Below are 23,989 nucleotides of genomic sequence, written 5' to 3'. Positions count from 1 at the left end.
GTGTGAAACGCACACAGCTTCATGCGCGACAATGGAAGGCATGAGCACCACTCCGGGCGCCGCGTCTGAGCGCCCCGTCTCCGACCCGTCCGCGCGCGATCGAGCAGCGGGCGCTGAGCCAACCGCGGCCGAGTCGGCCACGACGGAGCCTGCCGCGACAGTGCCCGCCACAACAGTGCCCGCCACAACAGTGCCCGCTGCGACATCCACCTCGCATGAGGTGGCGGTGCGTCGAGCACCGAAGTACCAGACGTTCATTCTGATCGGCGTCATCGTCGGACTGATTGCGGCGATGATTCTCACCTTCGCCTTTCAGCGCACGCCGAATGAGATCGACGCAGCTCGCGGCGAGGTGTACTTCTCGCCAGGCGCGGTGTTCGGATTTCTTCTGCTTGTCTGCATTCCCATTGGGATCGCGGTCTTCGGACTCCTTGCCTGGATTCTCGACGTGAGAGCCCGCAAGAAAACACACACGGTGCGAGTCGATAAGGTTAACGTGCGCGTCAGCGAGCCGGAAGCTGAGGCGCCACCAGCAGCAACAACGTCAGCCGATCACGAGGACAATCTGTGAGCAGTTCCGCGACATATCGCGAAGCAGGAGTCGACACCGCAGCGGGCGACCTCGCCGTCGAACTCATGAAATCGGCTGTCTCAGCCACACACGGACCACAAGTGCAGGGCGGCTTCGGCGGATTCGCCGGGCTCTTCGACGTCTCGTACCTCACGAGATTCCGCAAGCCCCTTCTCGCAACATCGACCGACGGCGTCGGCACGAAAGTCGCGATTGCCCAGGCAATCGACAAGCACGATTCAATCGGTCAAGATCTCGTCGGAATGGTCGTCGACGACATCGTCGTCGTGGGAGCCACACCGCTGTTCATGACGGACTACATCGCCTGCGGCAAGGTGGTTCCCGAGCGCATCGCCGATATCGTGCGCGGCATCGCCGAGGCGTGCTCCGCAACGGGAACGGCGCTTGTCGGAGGGGAGACCGCCGAGCACCCCGGGCTCATCGCCGAAGACGAGTACGACGTCGCTGGAGCAGCGACGGGGGCCGTCGAAGCGGATGCTGTTCTGGGAGCACACCTGGTGAAAGACGGCGACGCCGTCATCGCTCTCGCCTCGAGCGGGCTGCATTCAAACGGATACTCGCTCGTGCGACATATTCTTGCGCAGCAGAAGATCAGCTACACCGACACTTCAGCCGAACTCGGCGGTGTTGTCGGCGAAGTGCTGCTCGAGCCTACTCGGCTGTACACCAAGCCAATGCTTGACGTCATGGCTGCCGCACCGGGAGCACTCCACTCGCTGTCGCACGTGACGGGCGGCGGCATCGCCGCCAACCTCGCACGCGTGCTTCCCGCCGGATCGTGGGTCGAGGTTGACCGTTCGACGTGGTCGCCTTCCCCCGTGTTCCGCGTGCTCAGCGACATGGCGGGAACACCGCTTGAAGCTAGCGAAGGCACCTGGAACCTCGGAATCGGGTTCTTCGCCGTCGTTGACGCCGCTCAGGCAGCATCCGTCATCTCGCTCTGCGAATCCGCGGGAATCCCCTCGTGGCAGGTCGGCGAGGTGCACACGGGAACACGAGACTTCACCGGCTTCGAGCAGGGTGCCAAGGGTGTCGACGGCGGTGCCGTGCGACTCGTTGGAACTCATGCGAGCTGACAGCCCAACCGCAGAACAACTGAACCCTTCGGGAGCCCACTGACATGTGCGGAATCGTCGGAATCGTCTCACACGAGCCCGTCAACCAGCAGGTTTACGATGCGTTGTTGCTTTTGCAGCACCGCGGCCAAGATTCCACGGGAATCGCGACGGCCGAGGGGCCGACCTTTCACATGACGAAGGCCAAAGGTCAGGTGCGGGAGGCTTTTCGCACCCGCGACATGCGCTCGCTCGTTGGCAATGTCGGGCTCGGTCACGTGCGGTACGTCACAAAGGGCGATGCGGCAAACGAGCAGGAGGCCCAGCCTTTCTACGTGAACGCGCCGTATGGCATCATTCTCGTGCACAACGGCAATCTGACGAACACGCGTGAGCTCGCCAAAGACCTCTTTCATGTGGATCGCCGACACGTGAACTCGACGAGCGACACCGAGATGCTGCTCAACGTGCTCGCGAACGAGCTTCAGGGGCAGATCTCGGGAATGGAACTTGACCCCGACCAGATCTTCACCGCCGTGTCGCAGGTGCACGAACGTGTTGAAGGCTCGTATGCGGCGATCGCGATGATCGCCGGGCACGGGTTGCTTGCCTTCAGAGACCCCTACGGCATCCGGCCGCTCGTGCTCGGGCGTCGCCAGGCGGGCATCATCGGCGATGATTGGGTCGTCGCGTCGGAGTCGCTCGTGCTCGAGGCTGCTGGCTACGACGTCGTGCGCGACATTGCACCGGGCGAAGCGGTTTTCATCACGCCAGACGGTGAGCTGTTCTCCCGGCAGTGCGCGCGTTCGCCGCGACTCGTTCCGTGCTCGTTTGAATACGTGTACCTTGCTCGCCCCGATTCGATTATGAACGGCATCTCGGTGTATGACGCCCGGCTGCGGCTCGGCAATCGTCTCGCCGACACCATCACCACGCACATGCCTCTCGGCGACGTGGACGTGGTGATGCCGATTCCGGACTCGTCGAGACCCGCGGCAATGCAGGTGGCGCGGAAGCTCGGCATCGAGTACCGCGAGGGTTTCTATAAGAATCGCTACGTTGGGCGCACCTTCATCATGCCGGGGCAGGCGCAGCGCAAGAAGAGCGTGCGCCAGAAGCTCAACGCCATGGGCAGCGAGTTCAAGGGTAAGAACATTCTGATCGTCGATGATTCGATCGTTCGGGGAACCACCTCGAAAGAGATCGTGGAGATGGCGCGCGCTGCCGGTGCGAACAAGGTGACATTCACCTCAGCGGCGCCTCCGGTGCGGCATCCGCATGTCTACGGAATCAACATGCCCACACGTGCCGAACTGATTGCGCATAATCGCAAGATCCCAGAGATCGGTGCCGTGCTCAACGCCGACCACATGATCTTTCAGGAAGTCGACGATATGCGCGACGCCATCATTGAAGGGTCGGACGTCACCGATCTCGAGATGAGCTGCTTCACCGGCGACTATGTCACCGGATCCGTCACGCCGGAGTATCTCGAGTGGATTGAGCGAACCCAGTTGTCGTGACAGTGCGGGTCGCCTCTGCGGGCAGATGAGAATCTGCGCTGGCGATCTGCGCAAACGACGCGATCTGCGCAAACGACAGAGCCGGGCATGGCTTGGCCTGCCCGGCTTTCTCTCGTGGCGCTACGAGCACTCGGGTAACGGGTCAGGCCCGCTTCTGTTGGTCTGACGAGAAGTCGTCTGCATACTCAGACCACTTCGAGACCTCGTCTTCATACGGGTCAGGAGTGCTGCCACCGAGCTCACGCTGGAGCTGGTCGTAGTCCACTTCTGGGCTGAACGACTTGAGCTCACGTGCGATCTTCGTGTGCTTTGCCTTTTGACGGCCACGCCCCATGCGAGACCCCCTCACAAATCAGTATTCGGATAGCTGTCTAGCTACCCGCGGTTGTACCAACCAGGGAACGATAAGACTAACCCTGAGTTTAGCATGATGGTGCCTTGATCTCTCCTGTGAGACGGTCCGGCCGGTGCTGACCTGTCGAAGCGTGACATCACATGCGACGGACGGAATATGGCGCCGAAACGCTCAATCAGCGATACGCTGGAACCGAGGCAGAGAAGCCGTTCGCAGTGGCGAGAGGAGTTCGAGATTATGCAGAACCCCGAAAATGGCCCGGTGCTTGTCGGAGTCACAGGAGAGCAGCCCGAGAGCGTTCCCGAGCGAGGTGTCGCGTTTGCGAAGGCCTTCGGTCGTGACGTGGTGTTCGCGTGGGTTGATACCACGCAATACACCTCGGGATTCATGTCTGACGGCACCGTCGCCTTTACGACGTTTGATCCTGATCCGTCTGCCGAGAGCAATCCGGACATCGAATGGCTTGAGGAGCGCGCGAAGGCCGCAGCCCAGAACGCGGGCGTCACGTGGACCACGAGAGTCGGTGCAGGTCAGCCCTCTGCCGTTCTCGGTGCGATGGCCGACGAAATCGGCGCCAGCATGATCGTTGTCGGAACGCGAGAGCCCGGGTTCATTGCCGGGCTCCAGGAGTTTCTCGGAGGTTCGGTCGCCGCGCATCTGGCGCACACGCAATCCCGGCCCGTTGTCGTCGTGCCGCTGCTTCCTGCGGATGAGGGCGGCCGGGTGCCATGGGAGCCCGAGGCCTAGCCTCGAACTCCCACAGGATGCTGCGGGGCGAGACGAGTTAGCGCGGACGGAGCAGCTCGCGAACGCGAGCAAGCTCGGCTCGCGCGGTCACGATGAGCTCATCGTCGACGACCTTGCCCGACGCGATGGCCGTGCGCAGGTCTGAGCGCAGATCGCGGCGAAACTCCGACACGGCGGTTTCGATCTCGTAGACCGCGACCCGGCTCTGAGTGCGCGCATCCGTATCGCGAGGCGTCGAGACGGGGTCGTCTTGCGCTCGTGCCCGTGCGTCGCGAGATGCCGACGCGAGCTCGGCACGCAGCGAACGCATTGCGTCGTTCACGCCCGTTCGCACTTCGTCGGCGAGACGGCGCACGGAGTCGCTCACATCGTCTTCGATGGCATCGAGCTCGTCCGCGCGACGCTCGAGTTCGGCTCGACCGGCATCCGTTATCTCATAGACGCTCTTACGCCCATCGCTGTTCTTGGCGACGAGCCCGTCTTCGGCGAGCTTCGCCAGTCGGGGGTACACCGTGCCGGCGCTCGGGCTGTACGTTCCGCCGAAACGTTCGCTGAGCGCCTGAATAATCTCGTACCCGTTTCGAGAGCTCTCGGCGAGAAGCTTCAGCACGTAGAGGCGCAGACTGCCGTGCGCGAAAACCGGGGTCATTGCACTGCTCCGTCCGCGTCGACGCTGTCGGGCGAGGGTGCGGGTGAGCGCTTGATCACCGAGATGTCGCCGGAAACCGTGTTCGCCGTCACCTCGACGGTGAAGTTGCCTGTTCCCTGCCTCGTCATCGAATAGCCGCGACCAAACGTGCCGTCGACCGTTCTGCCATCGACGTGCATGCGTCCGCTCACGGTGTTGAGTACACAGCGAGTGCCGAGATCGCCGTCGACGCGGGCTGTGACGTTTCCCGACATCGAATTGACCCGGATGCGGTCGCACGCCCCGGTCGCGTCGATGAAGACATCGCCCGAGACGGTGTCGCCCGTGATCTTCGTGAGTTCGCCCTGCGCCGTGACATCGCCTGACACGGTGTGAACCGAGACCGTGCCCGAGTGATTGCTGACGTTGAGTGCGCCCGACACGGCGTTGAGCTCGACATCGCCCGTCAGGCTGTCGGCTCCGATCTCGCCGCTGACCGTGCTGAGGCGGGCGTCGGTTTCGAGCCCGGATACGAGAGCTGTGGCGCTCACCACGCCGAACGACAGGTCGATGCTGCGGGGAACGAGAACGCTCACCGCGGCAGAGGCCCGGCTGGGGCCGAATGCTCGGAACGTGTCGATGAAGTTCTCCCAACGCAGCTGAGGGTGGTCGATCTCGAGGGAGTCACCGTCGATTGTCACTTTGAGGTCTCGTCCGGTGACGTCGTTCACCTCGATGCGCGCAGTGTCTTCGTCGTGTCCGATGACGTCGATGGTGCCGGCGATGAGGGCTACCTTGAGCGCTCTAATGATGCCGGTGTCGATCACCCGCGATTCACCCGGCTGGATGAACCATTTCTCTCTGCTCATGGGATGCCCTTCTCTTCGCATCGTAAACGCGATATATCGCGTGTTCCTCAAACACGATATATCGCGTTTCACCGATTGGCAACGGTGTGCAGGAAACTCGGGGTTGACATTGACGCAACGTCAACTTCTATCGTGGACACCGTTGCACAGCAAAAAGGAGACGAGATGCACTGGTCAATTCACGAGATTGCCCAGCACGCGGGCACGACGAGCCGCACGCTGAGGCACTACGACCACATCGGGATTCTCGAGCCGAGCCGCATTGGACCGAATGGCTATCGGTATTACGACGATCAGTCGCTTGTGCGGCTGCAGCGCATTCTGCTGCTGCGTGAGCTCGGGCTCGGACTTTCCGCGATCGCCGACGTCATCGATCGTGAGGCAGATGCGCCGACGGCACTTCGCACGCACCTCACGTGGCTGCGACGCGAACACGACCGCATTTCGAGACAGATCTCGTCTGTCGAAAACACCATCAGCACGTTAGAGAAAGGAGAGGGTGTCATGGCAGAGAACATGTTCGACGGTTTCGACCACACCCAGTACAAGGACGAAGTCGAGGAGCGTTGGGGAAAGAACGCGTATGCGCGTTCAGACGAATGGTGGCGCGGTATGAGCGATGCCGAGCGTTCGGAGTGGCAGCAGCGCCAGCACACTCTCGCGTCGGACTGGGCGGATGCCGCAGAGCGCGGCGTTCACCCTGACAGCGACGAAGCGCAGAGCCTCGCCAGACGTCATGCCGAATGGCTCAGCAGCATCCCCGGCACACCGGGCAGCGAGCATGGTCGTTCGACAGACGAGTACCTGCTGGGGCTCGGGGAGATGTACGTCGCTGATCCGCGTTTTGCGAAGAACTACGGCGGTCAGGGTGGAGCTGCGTTTGTGCGCAACGCGCTCGCGACCTACGTCGAGAACCGACGCGGTGCGTAGCGCGTAACCGGCGGATGCTGTGACAGCATCCGCCGGTTGCATTCGCCGGTAAACACCACAGGTCTGTGTGAAAGAATGCAGGCGCGGATTAGTGGCGTGCGCGACAGCAGCTGCGCACGCATTCGCTCCCACCTCAAACTTTTCGCAGGAGAATTGTGCATCTTCTCAGCGTCGCCAGCCTGAAGAACCGTGCGCTCATCGCGCTTGTCACCGTCGTCGTCGCCGTGTTCGGGGTGATCTCACTCACCGGACTCAAACAGGAGTTGGCGCCGAACATCACGTTCCCCCAGCTCGCGATCGTGACAAATTACCCTGGGGCGTCACCCAACGTCGTCAACGATGACCTGTCGACGCCCATCGAGAAGGCGATCAGCGGTGTTCCCGGGCTCGAGTCGACGAGCGCCACATCGAGCACGAACCTCAGCCTGGTGTCGGCGACGTTTACGTACGGCACAGATCTCGACACGGCCGAGCAGAAGATCAATCAGGCGATCGAGCGCATCTCCTCGACGCTGCCGAGCGACGCCGATCCGCAGGTGATGGCGGGAAGCCTCGATGATCTCCCGATTATTCAGGTTGCCGTCACGGGTGGTGACAACGCCGAGCTGAACGACCTGCTCGAGCGCGTCGCTGTTCCGAAGCTCGAAGATGTCGAGGGCGTGCGCGAGGCGGCGATCGTCGGTGCGGCTGGGCAGCGGGTGACGATCACCCCCGACGTCGAGGAACTGGCAAAGGTCGGGGCGACAACGCAGGCCATCAACGATGCTCTGCAGCAAAACGGAACGCTCATCGGCGCGGGGGAGATCACCGAAGACGGCAGCACGTATTCGGTACAGTCCGGCACGAAGCTCGGCTCCGTCGATGATCTCACGGCGCTTCCGCTGACGGGAGTTACCCCGCCAGACGGCGAGGTCGTCACCCTCGGCGACGTCGCATCGGTTGAGCTCACGGAGAACCCGCAGACGACGCACTCGCGTGTGAATGGCGAAGACGCCCTCACGGTGTCGATCACCAAGCTGCCCGATGCAAACACCGTTGATGTCTCTCACGGCATCACCGACGCGCTGCCCGAACTTGAAGAGTCGCTGGGCAGCGACGTCACCCTCACGATCGTCTTCGACCAGGCGCCGTACATCGAGCAGTCAATCGAGTCCCTCTCAACAGAGGGTCTGCTCGGTCTCGTGTTCGCCGTTCTGGTGATTCTGCTCTTCTTGCTCGACGTGCGTGCCACACTCGTCACAGCAATCTCGATCCCCACGTCGGTGCTGATCACCTTCATCGGCCTCCAGGTATCCGACTACACGCTCAACATTCTGACTCTGGGCGCTCTGACGATCGCGATCGGTCGCGTCGTCGACGACTCCATCGTGGTCATCGAGAACATCAAGAGGCACCTGGGTCTCAGTGTCGAACGCACCGGAGCATCCCGCCTTCAGGCGATCGCCACAGCTGTGCGCGAGGTCGCCGGGGCGATCACGGCATCCACCATCACGACTGTCGCCGTGTTCCTTCCGCTTGCCCTCGTCGGCGACATGACAGGCGAGCTGTTCCGGCCGTTCGCCCTCACCGTCACGATCGCGCTGCTCGCATCGCTGCTTGTCTCGCTGACGATCGTTCCCGTTCTGGCGTACTGGTTCTTGCGCGCGCCGACGGAGAAGCAGCAGGCGAAGATCGAGGCACGTCAGCAGAAGCAGGCGGATGCCGTCAGCGCCAAGAACCGGGCTCGCGAAGAAGCCGACGCGGCCCGCGTTGCCAAACGGCAGCAGAAGCAAGCAGCGAAGGCAGAGCGTCGCGACACGACGTCGGCGAAGCCGGCACAGGATGCTGTCGCGGCATCCGCTGAAGCGAGCGAATCTGCTGAGCCCGACGCCGCCAGCACGGCGAAGCCATCGATCGCACCGATGCCGGCGATCGTGTCTGCGTCATACGTGCGTCAGGCGAAAACTCCGGGTGTTTCTGCAGACGACTCCGCACGGGAACAGACGGATGCCGAGGAATCGGCGACGGTCTCTGAGGAGCACACCGCAGCTGACGCCGCGCGTGAGTCAACGGCATCCGCCCGCACTCGCCGTGGGCGCCGCCAGGCGCAGACCGATCACGAAGACGAGCTCAAGCACCCCACGCGCCTGCAGCGCTCCTACCTTCCGATCATTCGGTGGACGCTGAAGCACTCGGCGACAACGATCATTCTCGCGCTGCTTGTCATGGGCGTGACGCTCGCAGCGGCGCCCTTCATGAAGACAAACTTCCTCGGCGACAGCGGCCAGAACACGCTCTCGGTGACGCAGACCCTGCAGCCGGGTGCGAGCCTCGACGCGCAAGATCAGGCGGCGTCGAAGGTCGAAGATGCTCTGCTCGACATCGACGGAATCGAAACGGTGCAGGTGTCGATCGGCTCGAGCGGAAACTCGCTGACGTCCGCGTTCGGCGGTGGCGGAGAGGGAGCGGTCACGTTCTCGATCACGACAGACGTCGACGCCGACCAGACGGCACTGCAGCAGTCGGTGCGCGACAAGCTCGCAACGATCGACGACGCGGGAACGATCGAAGTCGCGGCGTCGAGCGGGTTCGGAGCATCGTCTGACATCGAGGTCGACATCACGGCGACGTCGTCTGATGATCTCGAGAAGGCCACCAAGGCGGTGCACGACGCGGTCAGCGACCTTGGTTCGGTGGCCGAGGTCAGCGACAACCTCGCCGAGTCGCGCCCGTACATTGAAGTTGCGGTCGACAGGCAGGAAGCGGCGGAGGCCGGGTACAGCGAGATCGCCCTCAGCTCGTTCGTCGCCGGCGCGACAAAGCCGCAGCAGTCGGGAACTGTCGTGATCGACGACACGACGCTCACGATCTACGTTGAGACCGCTGACGAACCGGCAACGCTCGATGAGCTTCGCGCCCTTGAGGTTCCGACCCCGACCGGCGTCGTGGCGCTCTCGACGCTCGCGAGCGTCGAGGTCACCGACGGGCCGCAGAGCGTGACAACAGTAAACGGAGATCGCTCGGCGACAGTGAGCGCGACCCCCGCGGGCGATAACATCGGCGCCGCGAGCGTTGAGGTGCAGGAAGCGGTTGACACTGTCGATCTGCCCGCAGGCGCGTCTGCGGAGCTCGGCGGCGTGAGTGCCGACCAAGACACCGCGTTCCAGCAGCTCGGCCTCGCGATGCTCGCCGCGATCCTGATCGTGTACATCGTCATGGTCGCCACGTTCCGGTCGCTGCGCCAGCCGCTGCTTCTTCTCGTGTCAGTGCCGTTCGCGGCAACGGGCGGCATTGGCCTGCAGCTGGCGACGGGCGTTCCGCTTGGTGTTCCGTCGCTCATCGGCGTGCTCATGCTCATTGGAATCGTTGTGACGAACGCCATCGTGCTCGTCGATCTTGTGAACCAATACCGCGACAGGGGACTGTCCGTTGCGGACGCCGTCGAACACGGTTCCGTGCGAAGGCTGCGCCCCATTCTCATGACGGCTTTGGCGACGATCTTCGCGCTCACCCCGATGGCGCTCGGTATCACCGGGCACGGCGGCTTCATCTCGCAGCCGCTCGCGATCGTCGTGATCGGCGGTCTCGTCTCGTCGACGGTGCTGACTCTCATTGTGCTGCCCACCTTGTACAACCTTGTCGAAGGCGCTAAGGATCGCCGGGCGGCAAAGCGTGCGCGAAAAGCCGAGGCGGCGGCAGAGCGTGACAGCGCCGACGCTGTGCCGACAGAATCGGAGTCGGCCGGGGTACGGTAAGGCATGGCAACGCCCGAGTTCATCACCGCCCTTCGACGCAAGATCGGGCATGATGAGCTGTGGCTGAGTGGAGTCACGGCCGTGGTGACGCGGCGGGCAGCCTCGGGCACCGAGGTGCTGCTTGTGCGCCGCGCCGACACCGACGAGTGGACCTCGGTGTCGGGCATCATCGATCCTGGTGAGCAGCCGGCCGTCGCCGCCGAGCGTGAAGTGCTCGAAGAGGCCGGCGTCGTTGCCGTCGCCGAGCGCCTCGCGTTGGTGAACGCGCAGCCGTCGATGGCGTGGCCCAACGGCGACAAGGCCCGGTTTCTCGACATCGTCTTCGCCTGTCGCTACGTTTCGGGCGAGCCTGAGCCTGCCGACGGAGAGAACACGGATGCTCGGTGGTTCACCCTCGCCGAGATGCCGCAGATGCGCATGACACAGCTGGAGCGCATCGACGCTGCGCTGCATGGCGGCCCCGAGGCGAAGTTTGAGCGCTGAGCAGGCTGCTTACGGGGCAGTGGGCGGCTCGACCTGGCGGGCGAGCACCTCGATCAAGAGGCGCTCAGCGAACTCGGAAGGCAGCTGCTCGACGAGGGCGATGAGCGGCGCCATCTTTGCCGGAAGCGGAGTTGACGCGCTGCCTGCGTTGCCCGGATTGGCGCCAACGCCGAAGCGTGACAGCAAGGCCTGCGCCCTGTCGGCGGTGAGCTCCCGGCCAAGGGCGCCCGACATGCGGAGTGCCTGCACGGCGAACCGCGGGGTTGCCCTGGCTTTCCCCCGCACATCGTCGGCCGCCTGCGTGAGCGCGGCGGTCAGTTCGGGCAGCATCCGTTCGGTGACCGGCGTGATCGTCAGGTGCGTTGTGTGGGGAAGCGTGAGACCGTTTGACTGGGTGAATCCCGGCTGCAGCTGCAGGGTGAAGCCGAGCTCCGAGACGCGGTCTGCCCAGTGATGCGGGTCGACTCGCGAGCGCTTGGGCACTGTCGCATCGGTCTCCACCGCAAGAAGAGGGCCAGTCGGGGAGCCGACGACGCGCAGTCCGACGATGTCATCGATGCGAGTGTGCAGCTTCTCCGTCGATCGGCGGCACGAGGAGACGAGCTCGGCGAAGCCCTCGCCTCCGAGTCGCTGCACGATCGCCCACGCCGCGGCGAGAGCGCCCGCCGACTTTGACCCGAGCAGCGTCGCGTTGACAACGGGGTACCCAGGCCACCGTGCCGTTGCGAAGAACTGCTGACGCTGCCTGTCGCGATCTCGCTGCAGCAGCACAGAGGCACCCTTCGGGGCGTAGCCGTACTTGTGCAGGTCGGCCGAGATGCTCGTGACCCCGGGCACCGCGAGATCCCACGGCGGTAGGTCGTCACCCCACCAGGCGAGGGCGAAGCCCCCGATGCACGCGTCGACGTGACACGGGATGCCGTGGTGCGCAGCCGCGCTTGCCACGTCGGCAATGGGATCGAGAACGCCGAACGGGTAACTGGGAGCAGACACAACGACGAGCGCCACGTCGGGCCCGAATCGCGCGCGAAGGTCGTTGACGTCGACCTGGCCCGTGGCGTCGACGGGCACAAGGTCGAGGTCGAGCCCGAAGTAGTGCGCAGCCTTGTGGAACGCGGCGTGCACGGTGGCCGGCGCGATGATGCGCGGGCGCAGCGCGAGCATCGGCTGCGTGGCCGGGTCACCCGAGACCTGCGCCGCCGCCCAGACATCGCGCGCCGTCTTGACGGCGAGCATGCAGCTCTCTGTGCCTCCGCTCGTGATCGACCCGACCGTGTCGGCGTCGCCGTGCAGCATCTGCCTGGCAAAGCCGACGACATCGCGCTCGAGTGCAGCAACGGACGGGAATGCCGTGGGGTCGAGCCCATTCACCGGCTGCACGAGACGCATCGCCTCGGCGGAAAGTTCGTCGAGCTCGGCCAGCCCCGAGTCGTACACATACGACAGAACGCGGCCACCGTGGGTTGCGGCATCGGCCTCGCGCAGTCGCCGCAGGCGCTCAAGAATCTCCCGTGACACGTCGCTCAGTTCAGCCACGTCACGCTCCCTCTGGCTCGATGTCGGCGCGACGCAGCCGGTAGCGGCTCAGGGCGACGAGGCTCAGCAGCATGGCTGCAGCGGGAACGATGCTGAAGCTCAGCACGATGCCGTTCACGGCAGCATCCGATTGGGTCTCCACGGCGACGCCAATGGACTCCTGGTATCCGGTGATGGCGAGCATCACGGTGAGCGCCGTTGCGCCGAAGGCCATTCCTGCGGTCTCGCCTGCCGTCCAGAGTCCGCCGAAGATGCCGGCGCGGCCCTCACCGTGTCGCGCGGCGTCGTGCGAAATCACGTCGGGGAGCATGGCCATGGGCAGAGTCTGCATTCCCGCGTATGCTGCACCCGCAACAGCGACGGGAACGAACACCCACCACCCCGGCGACCACATCAGCATGACCAGGGATGCCGACGCGATGAGAAAAATGATGCTCGCGAACCAGTAGCTGCGCTCTTTGCCGATGCGCTTGGCGATGCCGCCCCAGGCCGGCGTGAGCAGAAGGGCAGGGGCAATGAGCGCGACGAACAGCAGGGTCACGGCGGTTTCGGAACGCAGCACCCAGGTGGCAACATACTGCGCGCCGGCGAGCATCATGCCGGTGGCGAGGCCCTGCAGCATGTAGGTGGCGAGAAGCGCGCGGAAGGGCTGGCTGCGAATGAGGGCTCGGATGCCGCCACGGTAGTTCTGCACGAGTGACGCCGTCGGCCGGGACTCCGGTTCCGGCACATTCTGCGGCGCCACACCCGATGATGTCAGCATCCCCGCACCGAGAATTACCGCCGCGACGAGGGCCATGACGAGATAGCCCATGTATGGGTCGTTCGGAAAGAGGTCGCGCAGCAGCGGGCCGCCCGCGCCGAACAGCAGAATCGCGACGGTCAGCACAACGACGCGCCACGTGAGCAGGCGCGTGCGCTCGTCGTAACTCCTGGTGAGCTCGGCCGGCAGAGCGATGTAAGGCACCTGGAACAGACTGAAGGCGGTGGCGCACAGAATGAACGCGAGCGTCACCCAGATGGCAGACACTGCGGGCGGGAGCCCCGGTGTAACGGCGAACGTCACGACGAAGAAAATGGGGAGGAAGATGCCGCCCAGCACCATGAATCGGCGACGTGACCCGCTGCGCGCGAGGCTGAAGTCGCTGCGCCCGCCGATGACGGGGTCGATCACGACGTCCCAGATCTTCGAGACGGTGAGAATCAGACCGGCGACGAGCGCCGTCACACCGAGGGTGTCTGTGAGGTAGTAGACGAGAACGAGGCCGGGGAGCGTGGCGAAGCCGCCGGTGCCGAGCGAGCCGATGCCATAGCGCCACAGCGTGGCGCGCGGCAGTCGCGCACGCGAGACGCCGATCGGCCCTGTGGCATCGTTCGGGAGGTTCACTGCACCTGCCCGTGTGCCGTTCGCTCAATGGGTGCCATGAACCGATCTTAGTGCTCGTGGCCTCGCCCACGGCCCGGTGGCGGTGCCGCGGTGTTAGCGTCGATGCATGGCTGGCAACATCGCGTCACTTTCCCACGACGACCTCTGGCCGAGAGCCGGCGACTGGCCGAGCTCTGAGAGCATCAACGGCGATCTCGATCTCGCGCTCATCGGCATTCCCACGGCGCGCACGTCGCTGTCGCCGACACACGCTGACGCGACACCCGCAGCCGTGCGCGAGGCCCTCCGACGCTATAGCCCGTTCGCGCACGATCCTGAGGCCGACCTCGACGTGCTGACTCTCGCGGATGCCGGTGACATTCGCGACCCAGACGGCGACGAGGAGGCAGCAACGCAACGCGTCGCCGACATCGCATCCCGCAGTCGCCTCGTCGTTGCCCTCGGCGGTGATAATGCAGCGACCGTCCCCGCAGCTCTCGGCACGTGGGGGAGCGACCTGCCCGCAGCAGGCCTCATCACGCTCGACGCCCACTACGACCTGCGCGACGGCCGCTCGAACGGGTCACCCGTGCGCAGGCTCATCGAGGCAGGTCTCGACGGCAGACGCGTTGTGCAGATCGGCATTCAGGACTTCGCCAATTCACGCTTCTATGCCGAACGTGCTCGTGACGTGGGCATCACGGTCATCACACGTGATGAGTTGGGGCGTCGCCCGATCGACGACGTCATGGCTCAAGCGCTCGAGGTCGCGGGCAGCGCCGGGGGCCCCATCCACGTGGATCTCGACGTCGACGTGTGCGATCGCTCGGTCGCACCCGCGTGCCCGGCGTCGACCCCAGGAGGCATCGCCGCGCATGAGCTCCGTCATGCGGCGCGCGTCGTGGCGCAGCATCCTCTCGTGCGTTCACTCGACATCACCGAGATCGACGCAACTATGGATGCCGCTGACGGCAGAACGGTTCGCCTGGCGGCCCTCTGCGTGCTGGAGGCCGCCGCGGGCCTCGCCCTGCGCTGAGCCCGGCCCTGAGCACTCCAATCTCTGGGCACTCCAGCCGAGCCGCACATTCATGTGGCGAAATCGGCAGGAATCCGAGCGCATATCCACCAGCTTTGACATCTGAACTGGGCCCTGTGGAGAACACCTGCGGCCCGGCACCGCTTTTGGCAAAGTATCGGTCATGACTCGCTCGCTCACACCGCTTCCCACGGCGCTTGGCACTCACTTCTCGGTCGCGGCGGCAGCGGGTCGAGGTGTTAAACAGGGCAGGCTCCGCGCAGCAGACCTCGAGACTCCCTTTTACGGAGTGAGGATGCTTGTGGGTGCCGTCGCAGATGACGACGAGCCGGGCCCCGAGGAGATAATGCGTCGTCACGCACACGCTTATGCGCCGCGTATGCGTGACGTGGACTTTCTCAGTCACAGCACGGCTGCTGCTGTTCACAACGCGCCGTTGCCGTTCGCAACGGACCCCCGAGTCCACGTGTCGACGGTGCGCCCGGCTCGAGCGCCGCGAACTCGCGGCGTCATCGGACACAGCGCTTCGCAGGCGGTACCTGTCGTCATGGTGTCAGGGATGCGTGTTTCAGACCCTGCTGCGACGTGGGCAATGCTCGGCGAAAGTCTCGATGTGCCGTGGCTCGTCGCCGTCGGGGACTACTTCTGCCGGGCGTGGCGTGAGGGTTACGGCCGTCCGAATGCGGGGCGAGCGCCGTTGGCGACGCCGTCGCAGCTTGCGGATGCTGTGAACAGCTGCCGCAGGGTGGGCGCTGTAAAGCTGCGCGAGGCGCTTCATTTCGTGCGCTGCGATTCATGGTCGCCTCGTGAGTCGCTGACGCGCCATCTTCTGGTCACGAACGGGCTGCCCGAGCCAGTGCTCAATAATGATTTCTACGATGAGAACGGGTGCCACCTTGCGTGCATCGACATGGCCTATCCCGAATACAAGGTGGCCGTCGAATATCAGGGTCGCGTTCACGGTGTGCAGTACTCCCGCGACATCGAACGCATTGAAAGTCTGCGCGCCGACGGGTGGATCGTCGTGCAGGTGTCATCTGAGCTCTTCATCGAGCCGGGCGAACTCATTCGACGCGTTCGTGGTGCTCTCTGCGCACGGGGTTGGCAGGGTTGGCCGGGCTGAAGGGTCTCTGGGCTGGCAGTGCAAGCTGGTGCCTGGGCGTTCAGATGTCAAAGTTTGCATCTCAGAGGCGGTCTGGCCGCCAACTTTGACACATGAACTTCTGGGCAGGTCCCGGCAGGTCAGAGGGTGCTGCCAGCCACCCAGGTCTGCTCAACGAGGGGGACACCCGGGCGGTAGGCAAGGTGCACGTAGCTGGGAGCGTTCAGCAGCACGAGGTCGCCGCGGGCGCCGGGAGCAATGCGCCCCACATCGTCACGCCTGAGAGCCCGTGCGCCTCCGGCCGTTGACGCCCACAGCGCCTCGGCCGGCGTGAACCCCATGTCGCGCACGGCGACAGCGATGCAGAACGCCATGCTCGATGTGAAGCTCGACCCCGGGTTACAGTCACTCGCGAGCGCGAGAACTGCACCGGCATCCAACAGCCTGCGCGCCTCGGGGTACGGCTGCTTCGTCGAGAACTCGACGCCGGGCAGCAGCGTGCAGACGGTGTCGGATGCCGCTAGAGCGGCGACGTCTTCGTCACTGAGATACGTGCAGTGGTCGACGCTCGCGGCGCCGAGTTCGACAGCGAGCTGCACGCCGTCGCCCGGGCCGAGCTGGTTGCCGTGTACGCGCACGCCGAGCCCGCGTTCGGCGCCGGCCTCGAGAACACGGCGCGACTGCTCAGCAGAGAACGCGCCGCGCTCGCAGAAGGCGTCGATCCAGCGCGCATACGGTGCGCAGGCGTCGAGCATGGCACCGCAGACTAGGGTGACATAGTCATCAGGGTCGCCGTCACTGCCCATTCCGTTGTCGAACTCGGGCGGAACGACGTGAGCACCCAAGAACGTCACCTCATCGGTGAGTTCCCTGGCGAGGCGCGCGAGCCGCTCCTCGTCGGCCACGCTGAGCCCGTAGCCGGTCTTCACCTCGAACGTCGTTGTGCCTTGCGCGTGCAGTTCGGCGACGAAGCCCGCGAGCCGCGCGCGCAGTTCGTCATCACTTGCCGCGCGCGTCGCCTCGACAGTCGACTGGATGCCGCCCGCCGAGTACGGCTGCCCACTCATGCGCGCGGCGAACTCCGCTGAACGGTCGCCGCCGAAGACAAGGTGGGTGTGGCTGTCGACGAATCCCGGGATGACCGCCTGCCCTGCAGCATCCACGACTTCGTCGACGTCGTCAGAGTGCGGAGCGGAAGCCGCGGGTCCGACCCACGCGATGCGGTCGCCATCCAGCAGCACAGTGGCGTCGTGGATGATGCCGAGCGCAGAGTCTGCGGCGCGCTGGCCGGCGGCATCCTGAATCTGCTGGGTGTTCGTGGCCGACTGGTTGTTGGTGACCAGTTCGCCGATGTTGGTGATGAGCGTACGCATGACTACTCCTCGTGCACCGAGATGAGGGGAATGCGCACGCCGCGCTCACGGGCAACGTCGGCGGCGCGCTCGTAGCCGGCATCGACGTGCCGCATCACTCCGGTGCCCGGGTCGTTCGTGAGCACGCGCTCGATCTTCTGCGCGGCAAGATCCGTTCCGTCGGCGACGATCACCTGGCCGGCATGAATCGACCGGCCGATTCCCACCCCGCCGCCGTGGTGAAGTGACACCCACGTGGCTCCCGATGCTGTGTTGAGCAGGGCGTTCAGAAGCGGCCAGTCGGCGATTGCGTCTGAGCCGTCTGCCATCGCTTCGGTCTCGCGGTACGGCGAGGCGACGGAGCCCGAATCGAGGTGATCTCTCCCGATCGCCACAGGCGCCGAAAGTTCGCCCGAGGCAACCATCTCGTTGAACTTCAACCCGGCGCGGTGGCGCTCGCCGTAGCCGAGCCAGCAGATGCGCGCCGGCAGCCCTTCGAAGTGCACTTTGTCGCTCGCACGCTCGATCCACCGGCGCAGGTTCTCGTCGTCGGGGAACAGCTCGAGAATCGCGCGGTCAGTTGCGGCGATGTCTGCAGGGTCGCCCGAGAGCGCCGCCCACCGAAACGGCCCCTTGCCTTCGCAGAACAGCGGACGAATGTACGCGGGAACGAAACCCGGGTACTCGAAGGCACGCTCACAGCCTCCTTCGCGGGCTTCGGCTCGCAGCGAGTTGCCGTAGTCGAACACTTCGGCGCCAGCATCCTGAAACCCCACCATCGCGTCGCAGTGCTTCGCCATCGACGCCCGTGCCCGCACGGTGAAATCGTCGGGATCGGATGCCGCCAGCTCATGCCACTGCGCGAGGTCGACGCCCTCGGGCAGATAGTTGAGGGGGTCGTGTGCGCTCGTCTGGTCTGTGACGACATCAACGTCGATGCCGCGGGCAAGAATCTCGGTGAAGACGGATGCCGCGTTGCCGACGACGCCCACAGAGACGGCCTCGCTGTCGCGCTTCGCCTGACGAGTGCGCTCAAGCGCGGCATCCAGATTGTCGGCGATTTCGTCGAGGTACCCGTGAGCCTGCCTGCGGGCCAAACGGTCGCCATCGACGTCGACGATGAGGCAGACGCCGTCGTTCATGGTGACGGCGAGAGGCTGCGCGCCGCCCATGCCGCCGCAACCCGCCGTGAGGGTGAGCGTTCCGGCAAGCGTTCCGTCGCCGCGACCGCGCACCTGCAGCGATTTCGCCACCGCGGCGAACGTCTCGTACGTTCCCTGCAGAATGCCCTGGGTGCCAATGTAGATCCAGCTGCCAGCCGTCATCTGCCCGTACATGGTGAGACCCTCAGCCTCGAGTCGACGAAACTCGGGCCACGTCGCCCAGTCGGGAACGAGGTTCGAGTTGGCGATGAGCACGCGCGGCGCCCACTCGTGCGTGCGAAACACGCCGACGGGCTTGCCCGACTGCACGAGAAGAGTCTCGTCCGCCTCGAGATCTTCGAGCGTGCGGCAGATGGCGTCGAACGCCTCCCAGCTGCGCGCCGCCCGCCCGGTGCCGCCGTAGACGACGAGGTCGTCTGGCCGCTCGGCGACGTCGGGGTCGAGGTTGTTCATGAGCATTCGAAGCGGCGCCTCGGTCTGCCAGCTCTTGGCGGTGAGCGTCGTGCCCCGCGCCGCACGAACCACGCGTGGAGCGTGCTGTGCGTGCTGTGCGTGCTGGGTGTGCTGCGCGCTGTCTGCCGTGTCGTGCGTCATTGCAGTTCTCCTGTCTCGTTCTCGGCTGCGGCGACAATGCGGCCCGTGCGCACCAGTTCGACAACTGCCTCGATCTCGTCTGAAACCACGCGGTCGGGCCCCGGCCCGGAGGCGTGCTCGCGCACGCACGCGAGAACGGCGCCCGTCGCGGCACCCGGCTGCAGCGGCGTGCGAAGGTCGAGCGAGCGGCATCCGGTCATCACCTCGATGGCGAGCACCCTGGTGAGGCCGTCGACTGCGCGCCGCAGCTTTCGCGCGGCGGCCCAGCCCATCGACACGTGGTCTTCCTGCATCGCCGACGAGGGAATCGAATCGACGGATGCCGGAACAGCGAGTCGCTTCAGTTCGCTCACAATGCCCGCTGCGGTGTACTGCGCGATCATGAGCCCGGAGTCGACGCCGGCATCGTGCGCGAGAAAGGCCGGGAGCCCTCTGCTGCGGCTCGGGTCGAGGTGGCGGTCGGTGCGACGCTCCGACATCGAGGCGACATCGGCGGCGGCGATCGCGAGAAAGTCGAGAACGTAGCCGACGGGGGCGCCGTGGAAGTTTCCATTTGACTCGACGCGGCCGTCGAGCGTCACCACAGGGTTGTCGACGGCGCTCGCGAGCTCGGCCTCGGCGACGGATGCTGCGTGGGTGGCGGTGTCTCGGGCGGCGCCGTGCACCTGCGGCGCGCAGCGCAGCGAGTACGCGTCTTGCACACTGGGGTCGTCTGGGCCGCGGTGCGAGGCGACGATGGGTGAGCCGCCCAGCAGCGCGCGCAGATTTGCGGCAGAGCGCCCCTGCCCCTCCTGAGGGCGCAGCCGCTGCAGGTCGTCGGCGAACACGCGATCCGTGCCCAGCAGCGACTCGACGCTGAGCGCCGCCGCGATGTCTGCGGTGCGCAGCAGCATCCGGATGTCATGAAGTGCGAGCAGCAGCATCCCGAGCATGCCGTCCGTGCCGTTGATGAGCGCGAGGCCCTCCTTCTCGGCGAGAACGACGGGCTCGAGCCCAGCATCTTTGAGTGCGTCAGCAGCGTCGCGAAGCCGTCCCTCGGCATCGCGCACACGCCCTTCGCCCATCACGGCGAGGGCGCAGTGCGACAGCGGCGCAAGATCGCCCGAACATCCGAGTGAGCCGTATTCGCGCACAACGGGTGTGATGCCGGCGTTCAGAACGTTGGCGTAGGCCTGCGCGGTCTCGAGGCGAACGCCGGTGCGGCCGGTGGCGAGGGTCTTCAGCCGCAGAAGCATGAGCGCACGAATCACCTCGCGCTCCACCTCGGGGCCGGAACCCGCGGCGTGCGAGCGGATGAGGCCCTGCTGCAGCTGTGTGCGCTGTTCCGGGTCGATGAACGTGGTAGCCAGGGCGCCGAAGCCCGTGGAGATTCCATAGTGGGGCTCGCCGGTCTGCGCGAGATTCTCGATGGTGCGACGTGAGCTGGCGATGGCCTCTGCGGCGTCGGGCGAGAGTTCGACGCGAGCACCGTCGCGGGCGACCCGCACCACCTGTTCGGGAGCGAGTAGGGCGGAGATGTCAGGGTCGGCGCCGAGCGTGACGGCGCCATCGCGGGTGAGAGTTGTGCTCATATCTCGATTCCACATCACGGCGGGGCACGCGAGAACAGGAATCATTGCGGCACTGTCCGGTATGCCGGACACGTTCCCTGTATCGTGGTTAGCGCACGGAGTGGAGGATGCCGCATGAGCAAAGCTCCCGCAGCCGACCAGACGCTGCGCATTCTGACCTACCTTGCGAGGCAGCGTGGGCCCGTCGCCGCGGCCCGCATCGCGTCGAGTGTGGGGCTGCCGCGCTCCAGCGTCTACCAGCTGCTCGCCGAGATGCAGAGGCAGGGTTACGTCGTGCACCTTCCTGAAGAGCGTCGCTGGGGCCTCGGCGTCGCGGCATTCGAGTTGTCGAGCGGCTACGCACGGCACGAGCCGCTAAGTCGGCTCGGCCGGCCCTTGCTTGCGGCGCTCGTCGATGACATCGGCGAGAACGCACACCTCGCCGTGCTGCACGGCCGTGACGTGCTGTACATCGTGGAAGAGCGCGCGCCGCGCCGGCCGCACCTCGTGAGCGATGTCGGTGTGCGTCTTCCCGCTCATCTCGCGGCAACGGGTCGTGCCATGCTCGCTCAGCTGCCCAAGCACCAGGTGCGCGCTCTCTTTCCCGACGCGGCGGCGTTTGTCGATCGCACCGGGCTCGGCCCGCGCCGCTATTCGGAGCTGCGGCGGCTGCTCGACGAGACGCAGCGCAGCGGCTTTGCCTCCGAAGACGGTGAGATCACGCGCGGCCTTGCCTCGATCGGAGTGGTTGTCACAGACCACGTCGGCTGGCCAGCGGCATCCATCGCCGTTACCGTCGAGCGAGGCAGGGTCGAACCGCGAGACCACGTCGAGCGAATCGCAGCTGTTGCGCGAGAGCTGTCACGGCGCATCCGCGGGAACCCGGGCGGGCTCCCGCGCGGCGTCGAGCTCGGGTGAGAGCCCTCGCAGCTCACGGCGCTTGCGTCGAGCAGAGGCGACGCGGTCGATCACGAAGCCGATCAGCAGGGCAAGCACAATGCCGATCAGCGCACCGAGCAGCGGATTGTCCTTCACGAGATTGCCGGCGATCAGTCCGATGCACGCGGAGTACGCGGCCCACATCGCTCCGGCGACAACGCTCACGGGAATGAAGCGGCGACGCGGGTAGCGCAGCGCTCCCGCGGTCATGTTGACCGCAACCCGGCCGACCGGAATGTAGCGCGCGCCGAGGATCAGCCCGGCTCCCGACCGATCGAGCGTGCGGCTTGCCCAGTCGAACGAGGCAGCGATCCGTGGGCGGCGCATCCACCTGAAGCGACGAGTGCCGAGGCTCCGGCCGATCGCGAACGCGATATTGTCGCCGATCGCTGCGCCGATGGCGGCAACGGCACAGAGCAATACGAGATTCGTCCCGCCCGTCGACGCCGCGACGGCAGCCGCAGCGACAAGCACTGTCTCGCTTGGAATCGGCGGGAAGAAGCCGTCGATAACGGCTACAGCAAACATCACTGCATACAGCCATGGCGAGGAGATTGCCTGCATGATGAAGTCGTTCACGATGTCCACTCTTGAAAGCTATGCGGTTGGCAGGTGTGCGGGCATCACCCTCTGGTATCGCTCGCGTCCACCCAGAGGAGGGTTTGTGGCGTTGCTCAGCGCGACGCGCATCAGCAGCACGCTGACGATCGCCGTCACAACGGTGATGCCGCTGACCAGCAGAACAACAGCGCCGAGAACCCCGGCGATGCTTGCGACGACGGCACGACGAGTGGATGCTGTTGGAGTCGGCATTGCTCGTCGCTCCCAGCGCCCGGTGAGCTGCGAGACGATGGCCGTGACCGCGAAGGCAATCGCGATCCAGAGCGGTCGCGTGGCCCACCAGGCGCCCGTACCCGGGTCTGGGAGGGGGAGCACTCCATTGATAGCTCCAACGAGTCCGATCGCGGCGAGCACGATGAGCACGGGCATGTGCCAGAGATAGATCGTCATCGAGCGCCCGTTGATCCACGACGCCACCTCGCGTACGAGCTCGCGCTCGGCGACGCGTCGCAGCCATGGCCGTGCAAGCGACAGGGCGGCAAGCTGCGTGATGCCGAGCAGCACGAGTGCCGCAGACGGCGGGTTCAGGCCGGCGTACATGTTGGCCGGGTAGATTCCGGCCGCGGTGACGGCGAGCAGCACGGCGAGAGCGCCGATGCCGATGAATGCTCGAGCGCCAACGCTCAGCGAATCGATGCTGCCGTCGGCGAGCCAGAAGCCGAGCTGCTGTACGAGAAGCCAGACGAAGCCCAGGTTCAGAAGAGCAATCCCGCCGATGCCCGTCGTCGCCGCTGCGACGTCCACGCCGACGACGGAGAGCGCAAGGAGGCCGAGCATCAGGCGCGGTGCCCGCTCGTGCCCGGCGATCATCGCCGGAGCGAGCGCCTGGATGCCCAGGTACACGCCGAGGAACCACAGGGGCTGGCTGATGCGGAAGCCGGCTTCGGCGACCATGTCTGAGGGAATGCCGGCGATCGTCATGACGAGGAGAGAGGCGCCGACGACGGCTATCATGACGATGGCGGGTCCGAGCAGACGTTGTACGCGACCGGCGATGAATGCCGCGGGTCCCGTGCCACGCGACCGTGCCGAGCGGTAGGCGAGACGCGTTGAGAAGCCCCCAACGATGAAGAAGAGGGGCATCACCTGCACGAAGAAGGACACGGGAACGAACCACGCGTGCCCTTCGGCGGCGTTCTCGAAGACGGCACCGTTCGGCCCGAGGCTGATGCCGACCATCAGAGAATGCAGCGCAACAACGACGGCGAGGCTCGCGGCACGCACCAGGTCGATTCCGGCATCGCGAGACGATCGCTGGCGTCCGGTGCTGATGGCCTGGAGCGGTGCAAGCGTGGTCATGAGAGCCTCCTCGTAGATGAGCTACTGAGGAGACTATGGAGCAGATGCCCACGAGGGCATCGGACGGCGGGGTGAAAAACAACGCTGCCTCACCCCTACGAGGGGATGAGGCAGCGAGAAGTTCGAGAGACTCAGACGGTCTGCTGGTTGCCGATCGAGAAGCTCACGGCACCTTCGGCGTTGACTTCGGCGTCGAGTACCTTGTCATCAAGGGCGACGGCTGCGCCCTCCTCGAGGAAGACCCTCGCGCCAGCGGCCTCAACCACCTGATCGTCGGTTTCCGGAGACGCGGCCACGTCGACGGCGAAATCGCCGCTGCCTGGCTCCGTCTGGCTGCTGATTCGCAGTCCTGCATCGTCTTCGCCTGTCGCCTGAGAGGCAATCGTCTTGACGATGGTGCTTGCATTGTCGGTGAGGGTGAGCACAAGCTCTCCTTCCGGTTGCGGGTATGTCCGTGCCACGATTCCTCAGCGAGCGCCGCAGTTCAAGCCATGCCCAGCCATTGTCAGGCCATT

21 protein-coding genes are annotated in these 23,989 nt (G+C 65.2%); 10 read left to right on the top strand and 11 right to left on the bottom strand.

Translation table 11 applies throughout. The features are described from left to right. Positions 1-40: 40 nt before the first annotated feature. Genes HCR84_RS13555 through purF form a run of 3 tightly spaced genes read left to right on the top strand, consistent with a single transcriptional unit; the run spans position 41 to position 3,170 of the window. Positions 41-571, top strand: coding sequence for a hypothetical protein (locus HCR84_RS13555; protein WP_235940699.1), 531 nt, complete (start codon positions 41-43; stop codon positions 569-571). Next, the gene (gene purM, locus HCR84_RS13550; protein WP_166980192.1) at positions 568-1,668 is read left to right on the top strand and encodes a phosphoribosylformylglycinamidine cyclo-ligase; all 1,101 of its coding nucleotides are present in this window, start codon (positions 568-570) and stop codon (positions 1,666-1,668) included. Before HCR84_RS13555 ends, purM begins: the two co-directional genes overlap by 4 nt. Before the next feature lie 44 nt (positions 1,669-1,712). Then, a complete protein-coding gene (gene purF, locus HCR84_RS13545) occupies positions 1,713-3,170 on the top strand; it encodes an amidophosphoribosyltransferase (protein WP_166980194.1) in 1,458 nt (485 codons plus the stop codon). Between the two features lie 142 nt (positions 3,171-3,312). On the opposite strand, the gene HCR84_RS13540 is transcribed toward purF, so the two are convergent. After that, positions 3,313-3,504 carry a DUF3073 domain-containing protein gene (locus HCR84_RS13540; protein WP_166980196.1) on the bottom strand — a complete coding sequence of 64 codons (192 nt, stop codon included), beginning with the start codon at positions 3,502-3,504 and terminating at the stop codon, positions 3,313-3,315. Positions 3,505-3,762: 258 nt separating this feature from the next. On the opposite strand from HCR84_RS13540, the gene HCR84_RS13535 reads away from it, so the two are divergent. Continuing rightward, on the top strand, positions 3,763-4,272 hold the full coding sequence (locus HCR84_RS13535; RefSeq protein WP_166980198.1) for a universal stress protein: 510 nt from the start codon (positions 3,763-3,765) through the stop codon (positions 4,270-4,272). Positions 4,273-4,309: 37 nt separating this feature from the next. Here the strand turns inward: HCR84_RS13535 and HCR84_RS13530 are convergent, their stop codons facing one another. After that, positions 4,310-4,921: a PadR family transcriptional regulator gene (locus tag HCR84_RS13530; protein ID WP_166980200.1), complete on the bottom strand. Its 612-nt coding sequence runs from the start codon at positions 4,919-4,921 to the stop codon at positions 4,310-4,312. Further along, a complete protein-coding gene (locus tag HCR84_RS13525; RefSeq protein ID WP_166980202.1) occupies positions 4,918-5,769 on the bottom strand; it encodes a DUF4097 family beta strand repeat-containing protein in 852 nt (283 codons plus the stop codon). Before HCR84_RS13525 ends, HCR84_RS13530 begins: the two co-directional genes overlap by 4 nt. Before the next feature lie 165 nt (positions 5,770-5,934). Between HCR84_RS13525 and HCR84_RS13520 the strand changes: the two genes are divergently transcribed. From HCR84_RS13520 to HCR84_RS13510, 3 genes are all read left to right on the top strand, one after another. Then, the gene (locus HCR84_RS13520; RefSeq protein ID WP_166980204.1) at positions 5,935-6,699 is read left to right on the top strand and encodes a MerR family transcriptional regulator; all 765 of its coding nucleotides are present in this window, start codon (positions 5,935-5,937) and stop codon (positions 6,697-6,699) included. A 155-nt stretch (positions 6,700-6,854) separates the two neighbouring features. Further along, positions 6,855-10,433: an efflux RND transporter permease subunit gene (locus tag HCR84_RS13515; protein ID WP_166980207.1), complete on the top strand. Its 3,579-nt coding sequence runs from the start codon at positions 6,855-6,857 to the stop codon at positions 10,431-10,433. A 3-nt stretch (positions 10,434-10,436) separates the two neighbouring features. After that, on the top strand, positions 10,437-10,916 hold the full coding sequence (locus HCR84_RS13510) for an NUDIX hydrolase (RefSeq protein WP_166980209.1): 480 nt from the start codon (positions 10,437-10,439) through the stop codon (positions 10,914-10,916). Positions 10,917-10,925: 9 nt separating this feature from the next. Here HCR84_RS13510 and HCR84_RS13505 read toward each other — a convergent pair whose 3' ends face one another. Beyond that, the gene (locus HCR84_RS13505; protein WP_244972492.1) at positions 10,926-12,452 is read right to left on the bottom strand and encodes a pyridoxal phosphate-dependent decarboxylase family protein; all 1,527 of its coding nucleotides are present in this window, start codon (positions 12,450-12,452) and stop codon (positions 10,926-10,928) included. A gap of 1 nt (position 12,453) precedes the next feature. Continuing rightward, complete coding sequence (locus HCR84_RS13500; protein WP_244972491.1) at positions 12,454-13,839, bottom strand: MFS transporter; 1,386 nt, start codon at positions 13,837-13,839, stop codon at positions 12,454-12,456. A gap of 106 nt (positions 13,840-13,945) precedes the next feature. On the opposite strand from HCR84_RS13500, the gene HCR84_RS13495 reads away from it, so the two are divergent. Together HCR84_RS13495 and HCR84_RS13490 are read left to right on the top strand one after the other, a co-directional pair. Further along, positions 13,946-14,854, top strand: coding sequence for an agmatinase family protein (locus HCR84_RS13495; protein WP_166980211.1), 909 nt, complete (start codon positions 13,946-13,948; stop codon positions 14,852-14,854). 163 nt (positions 14,855-15,017) lie between these two features. After that, on the top strand, positions 15,018-15,977 hold the full coding sequence (locus HCR84_RS13490; RefSeq protein ID WP_166980213.1) for a hypothetical protein: 960 nt from the start codon (positions 15,018-15,020) through the stop codon (positions 15,975-15,977). A 119-nt stretch (positions 15,978-16,096) separates the two neighbouring features. On the opposite strand, the gene hutI is transcribed toward HCR84_RS13490, so the two are convergent. The 3 genes from hutI to hutH are packed head-to-tail and all read right to left on the bottom strand — an operon-like array spanning position 16,097 to position 20,636. Then, positions 16,097-17,329: an imidazolonepropionase gene (gene hutI / locus HCR84_RS13485; RefSeq protein ID WP_166980215.1), complete on the bottom strand. Its 1,233-nt coding sequence runs from the start codon at positions 17,327-17,329 to the stop codon at positions 16,097-16,099. 2 nt (positions 17,330-17,331) lie between these two features. Continuing rightward, positions 17,332-19,065, bottom strand: coding sequence for a urocanate hydratase (hutU, locus tag HCR84_RS13480; RefSeq protein ID WP_166980217.1), 1,734 nt, complete (start codon positions 19,063-19,065; stop codon positions 17,332-17,334). After that, complete coding sequence (gene hutH / locus HCR84_RS13475) at positions 19,062-20,636, bottom strand: histidine ammonia-lyase (RefSeq protein WP_166980219.1); 1,575 nt, start codon at positions 20,634-20,636, stop codon at positions 19,062-19,064. The genes hutU and hutH overlap by 4 nt, the downstream gene beginning before the upstream one ends. Positions 20,637-20,750: 114 nt before the next feature. Between hutH and HCR84_RS13470 the strand changes: the two genes are divergently transcribed. Beyond that, the gene (locus HCR84_RS13470) at positions 20,751-21,533 is read left to right on the top strand and encodes an IclR family transcriptional regulator (RefSeq protein ID WP_166980221.1); all 783 of its coding nucleotides are present in this window, start codon (positions 20,751-20,753) and stop codon (positions 21,531-21,533) included. Here the strand turns inward: HCR84_RS13470 and HCR84_RS13465 are convergent. From HCR84_RS13465 to HCR84_RS13455, 3 genes are all read right to left on the bottom strand, one after another. After that, a complete protein-coding gene (locus HCR84_RS13465) occupies positions 21,477-22,142 on the bottom strand; it encodes a DedA family protein (RefSeq protein WP_166980223.1) in 666 nt (221 codons plus the stop codon). The two genes, HCR84_RS13470 and HCR84_RS13465, sit on opposite strands and share 57 nt — an antisense overlap. A 9-nt stretch (positions 22,143-22,151) precedes the next feature. Then, on the bottom strand, positions 22,152-23,474 hold the full coding sequence (locus HCR84_RS13460; RefSeq protein WP_166980225.1) for an acyltransferase family protein: 1,323 nt from the start codon (positions 23,472-23,474) through the stop codon (positions 22,152-22,154). Between the two features lie 131 nt (positions 23,475-23,605). Then, positions 23,606-23,935 carry a hypothetical protein gene (locus HCR84_RS13455; RefSeq protein ID WP_235940695.1) on the bottom strand — a complete coding sequence of 110 codons (330 nt, stop codon included), beginning with the start codon at positions 23,933-23,935 and terminating at the stop codon, positions 23,606-23,608. Between the last annotated feature and the right edge of the window lie 54 nt (positions 23,936-23,989).

The sequence above is a fragment of the Paramicrobacterium fandaimingii genome (assembly GCF_011751745.2).
GTDB lineage: Bacteria > Actinomycetota > Actinomycetes > Actinomycetales > Microbacteriaceae > Paramicrobacterium > Paramicrobacterium fandaimingii.
The sequence above is the reverse complement of the archived record's forward strand: the minus strand, read 5'-3'. Positions and strand labels throughout refer to the sequence as shown.

Excerpts from the sequence above, each read along its gene's own strand:
- HCR84_RS13555 (WP_235940699.1), top strand. The coding sequence starts at position 41 with ATGAGCACCACTCCGGGCGCCGCGTCTGAGCGCCCCGTCTCCGACCCG.
- purF (WP_166980194.1), top strand. The coding sequence starts at position 1,713 with ATGTGCGGAATCGTCGGAATCGTCTCACACGAGCCCGTCAACCAGCAG.
- HCR84_RS13540 (WP_166980196.1), bottom strand. The coding sequence starts at position 3,504 with ATGGGGCGTGGCCGTCAAAAGGCAAAGCACACGAAGATCGCACGTGAG.
- HCR84_RS13535 (WP_166980198.1), top strand. The coding sequence starts at position 3,763 with ATGCAGAACCCCGAAAATGGCCCGGTGCTTGTCGGAGTCACAGGAGAG.
- HCR84_RS13530 (WP_166980200.1), bottom strand. The coding sequence starts at position 4,921 with ATGACCCCGGTTTTCGCGCACGGCAGTCTGCGCCTCTACGTGCTGAAG.
- HCR84_RS13525 (WP_166980202.1), bottom strand. The coding sequence starts at position 5,769 with ATGAGCAGAGAGAAATGGTTCATCCAGCCGGGTGAATCGCGGGTGATC.
- HCR84_RS13520 (WP_166980204.1), top strand. The coding sequence starts at position 5,935 with ATGCACTGGTCAATTCACGAGATTGCCCAGCACGCGGGCACGACGAGC.
- HCR84_RS13510 (WP_166980209.1), top strand. The coding sequence starts at position 10,437 with ATGGCAACGCCCGAGTTCATCACCGCCCTTCGACGCAAGATCGGGCAT.
- HCR84_RS13495 (WP_166980211.1), top strand. The coding sequence starts at position 13,946 with ATGGCTGGCAACATCGCGTCACTTTCCCACGACGACCTCTGGCCGAGA.
- HCR84_RS13490 (WP_166980213.1), top strand. The coding sequence starts at position 15,018 with ATGACTCGCTCGCTCACACCGCTTCCCACGGCGCTTGGCACTCACTTC.
- hutI (WP_166980215.1), bottom strand. The coding sequence starts at position 17,329 with ATGCGTACGCTCATCACCAACATCGGCGAACTGGTCACCAACAACCAG.
- hutU (WP_166980217.1), bottom strand. The coding sequence starts at position 19,065 with ATGACGCACGACACGGCAGACAGCGCGCAGCACACCCAGCACGCACAG.
- hutH (WP_166980219.1), bottom strand. The coding sequence starts at position 20,636 with ATGAGCACAACTCTCACCCGCGATGGCGCCGTCACGCTCGGCGCCGAC.
- HCR84_RS13470 (WP_166980221.1), top strand. The coding sequence starts at position 20,751 with ATGAGCAAAGCTCCCGCAGCCGACCAGACGCTGCGCATTCTGACCTAC.
- HCR84_RS13460 (WP_166980225.1), bottom strand. The coding sequence starts at position 23,474 with ATGACCACGCTTGCACCGCTCCAGGCCATCAGCACCGGACGCCAGCGA.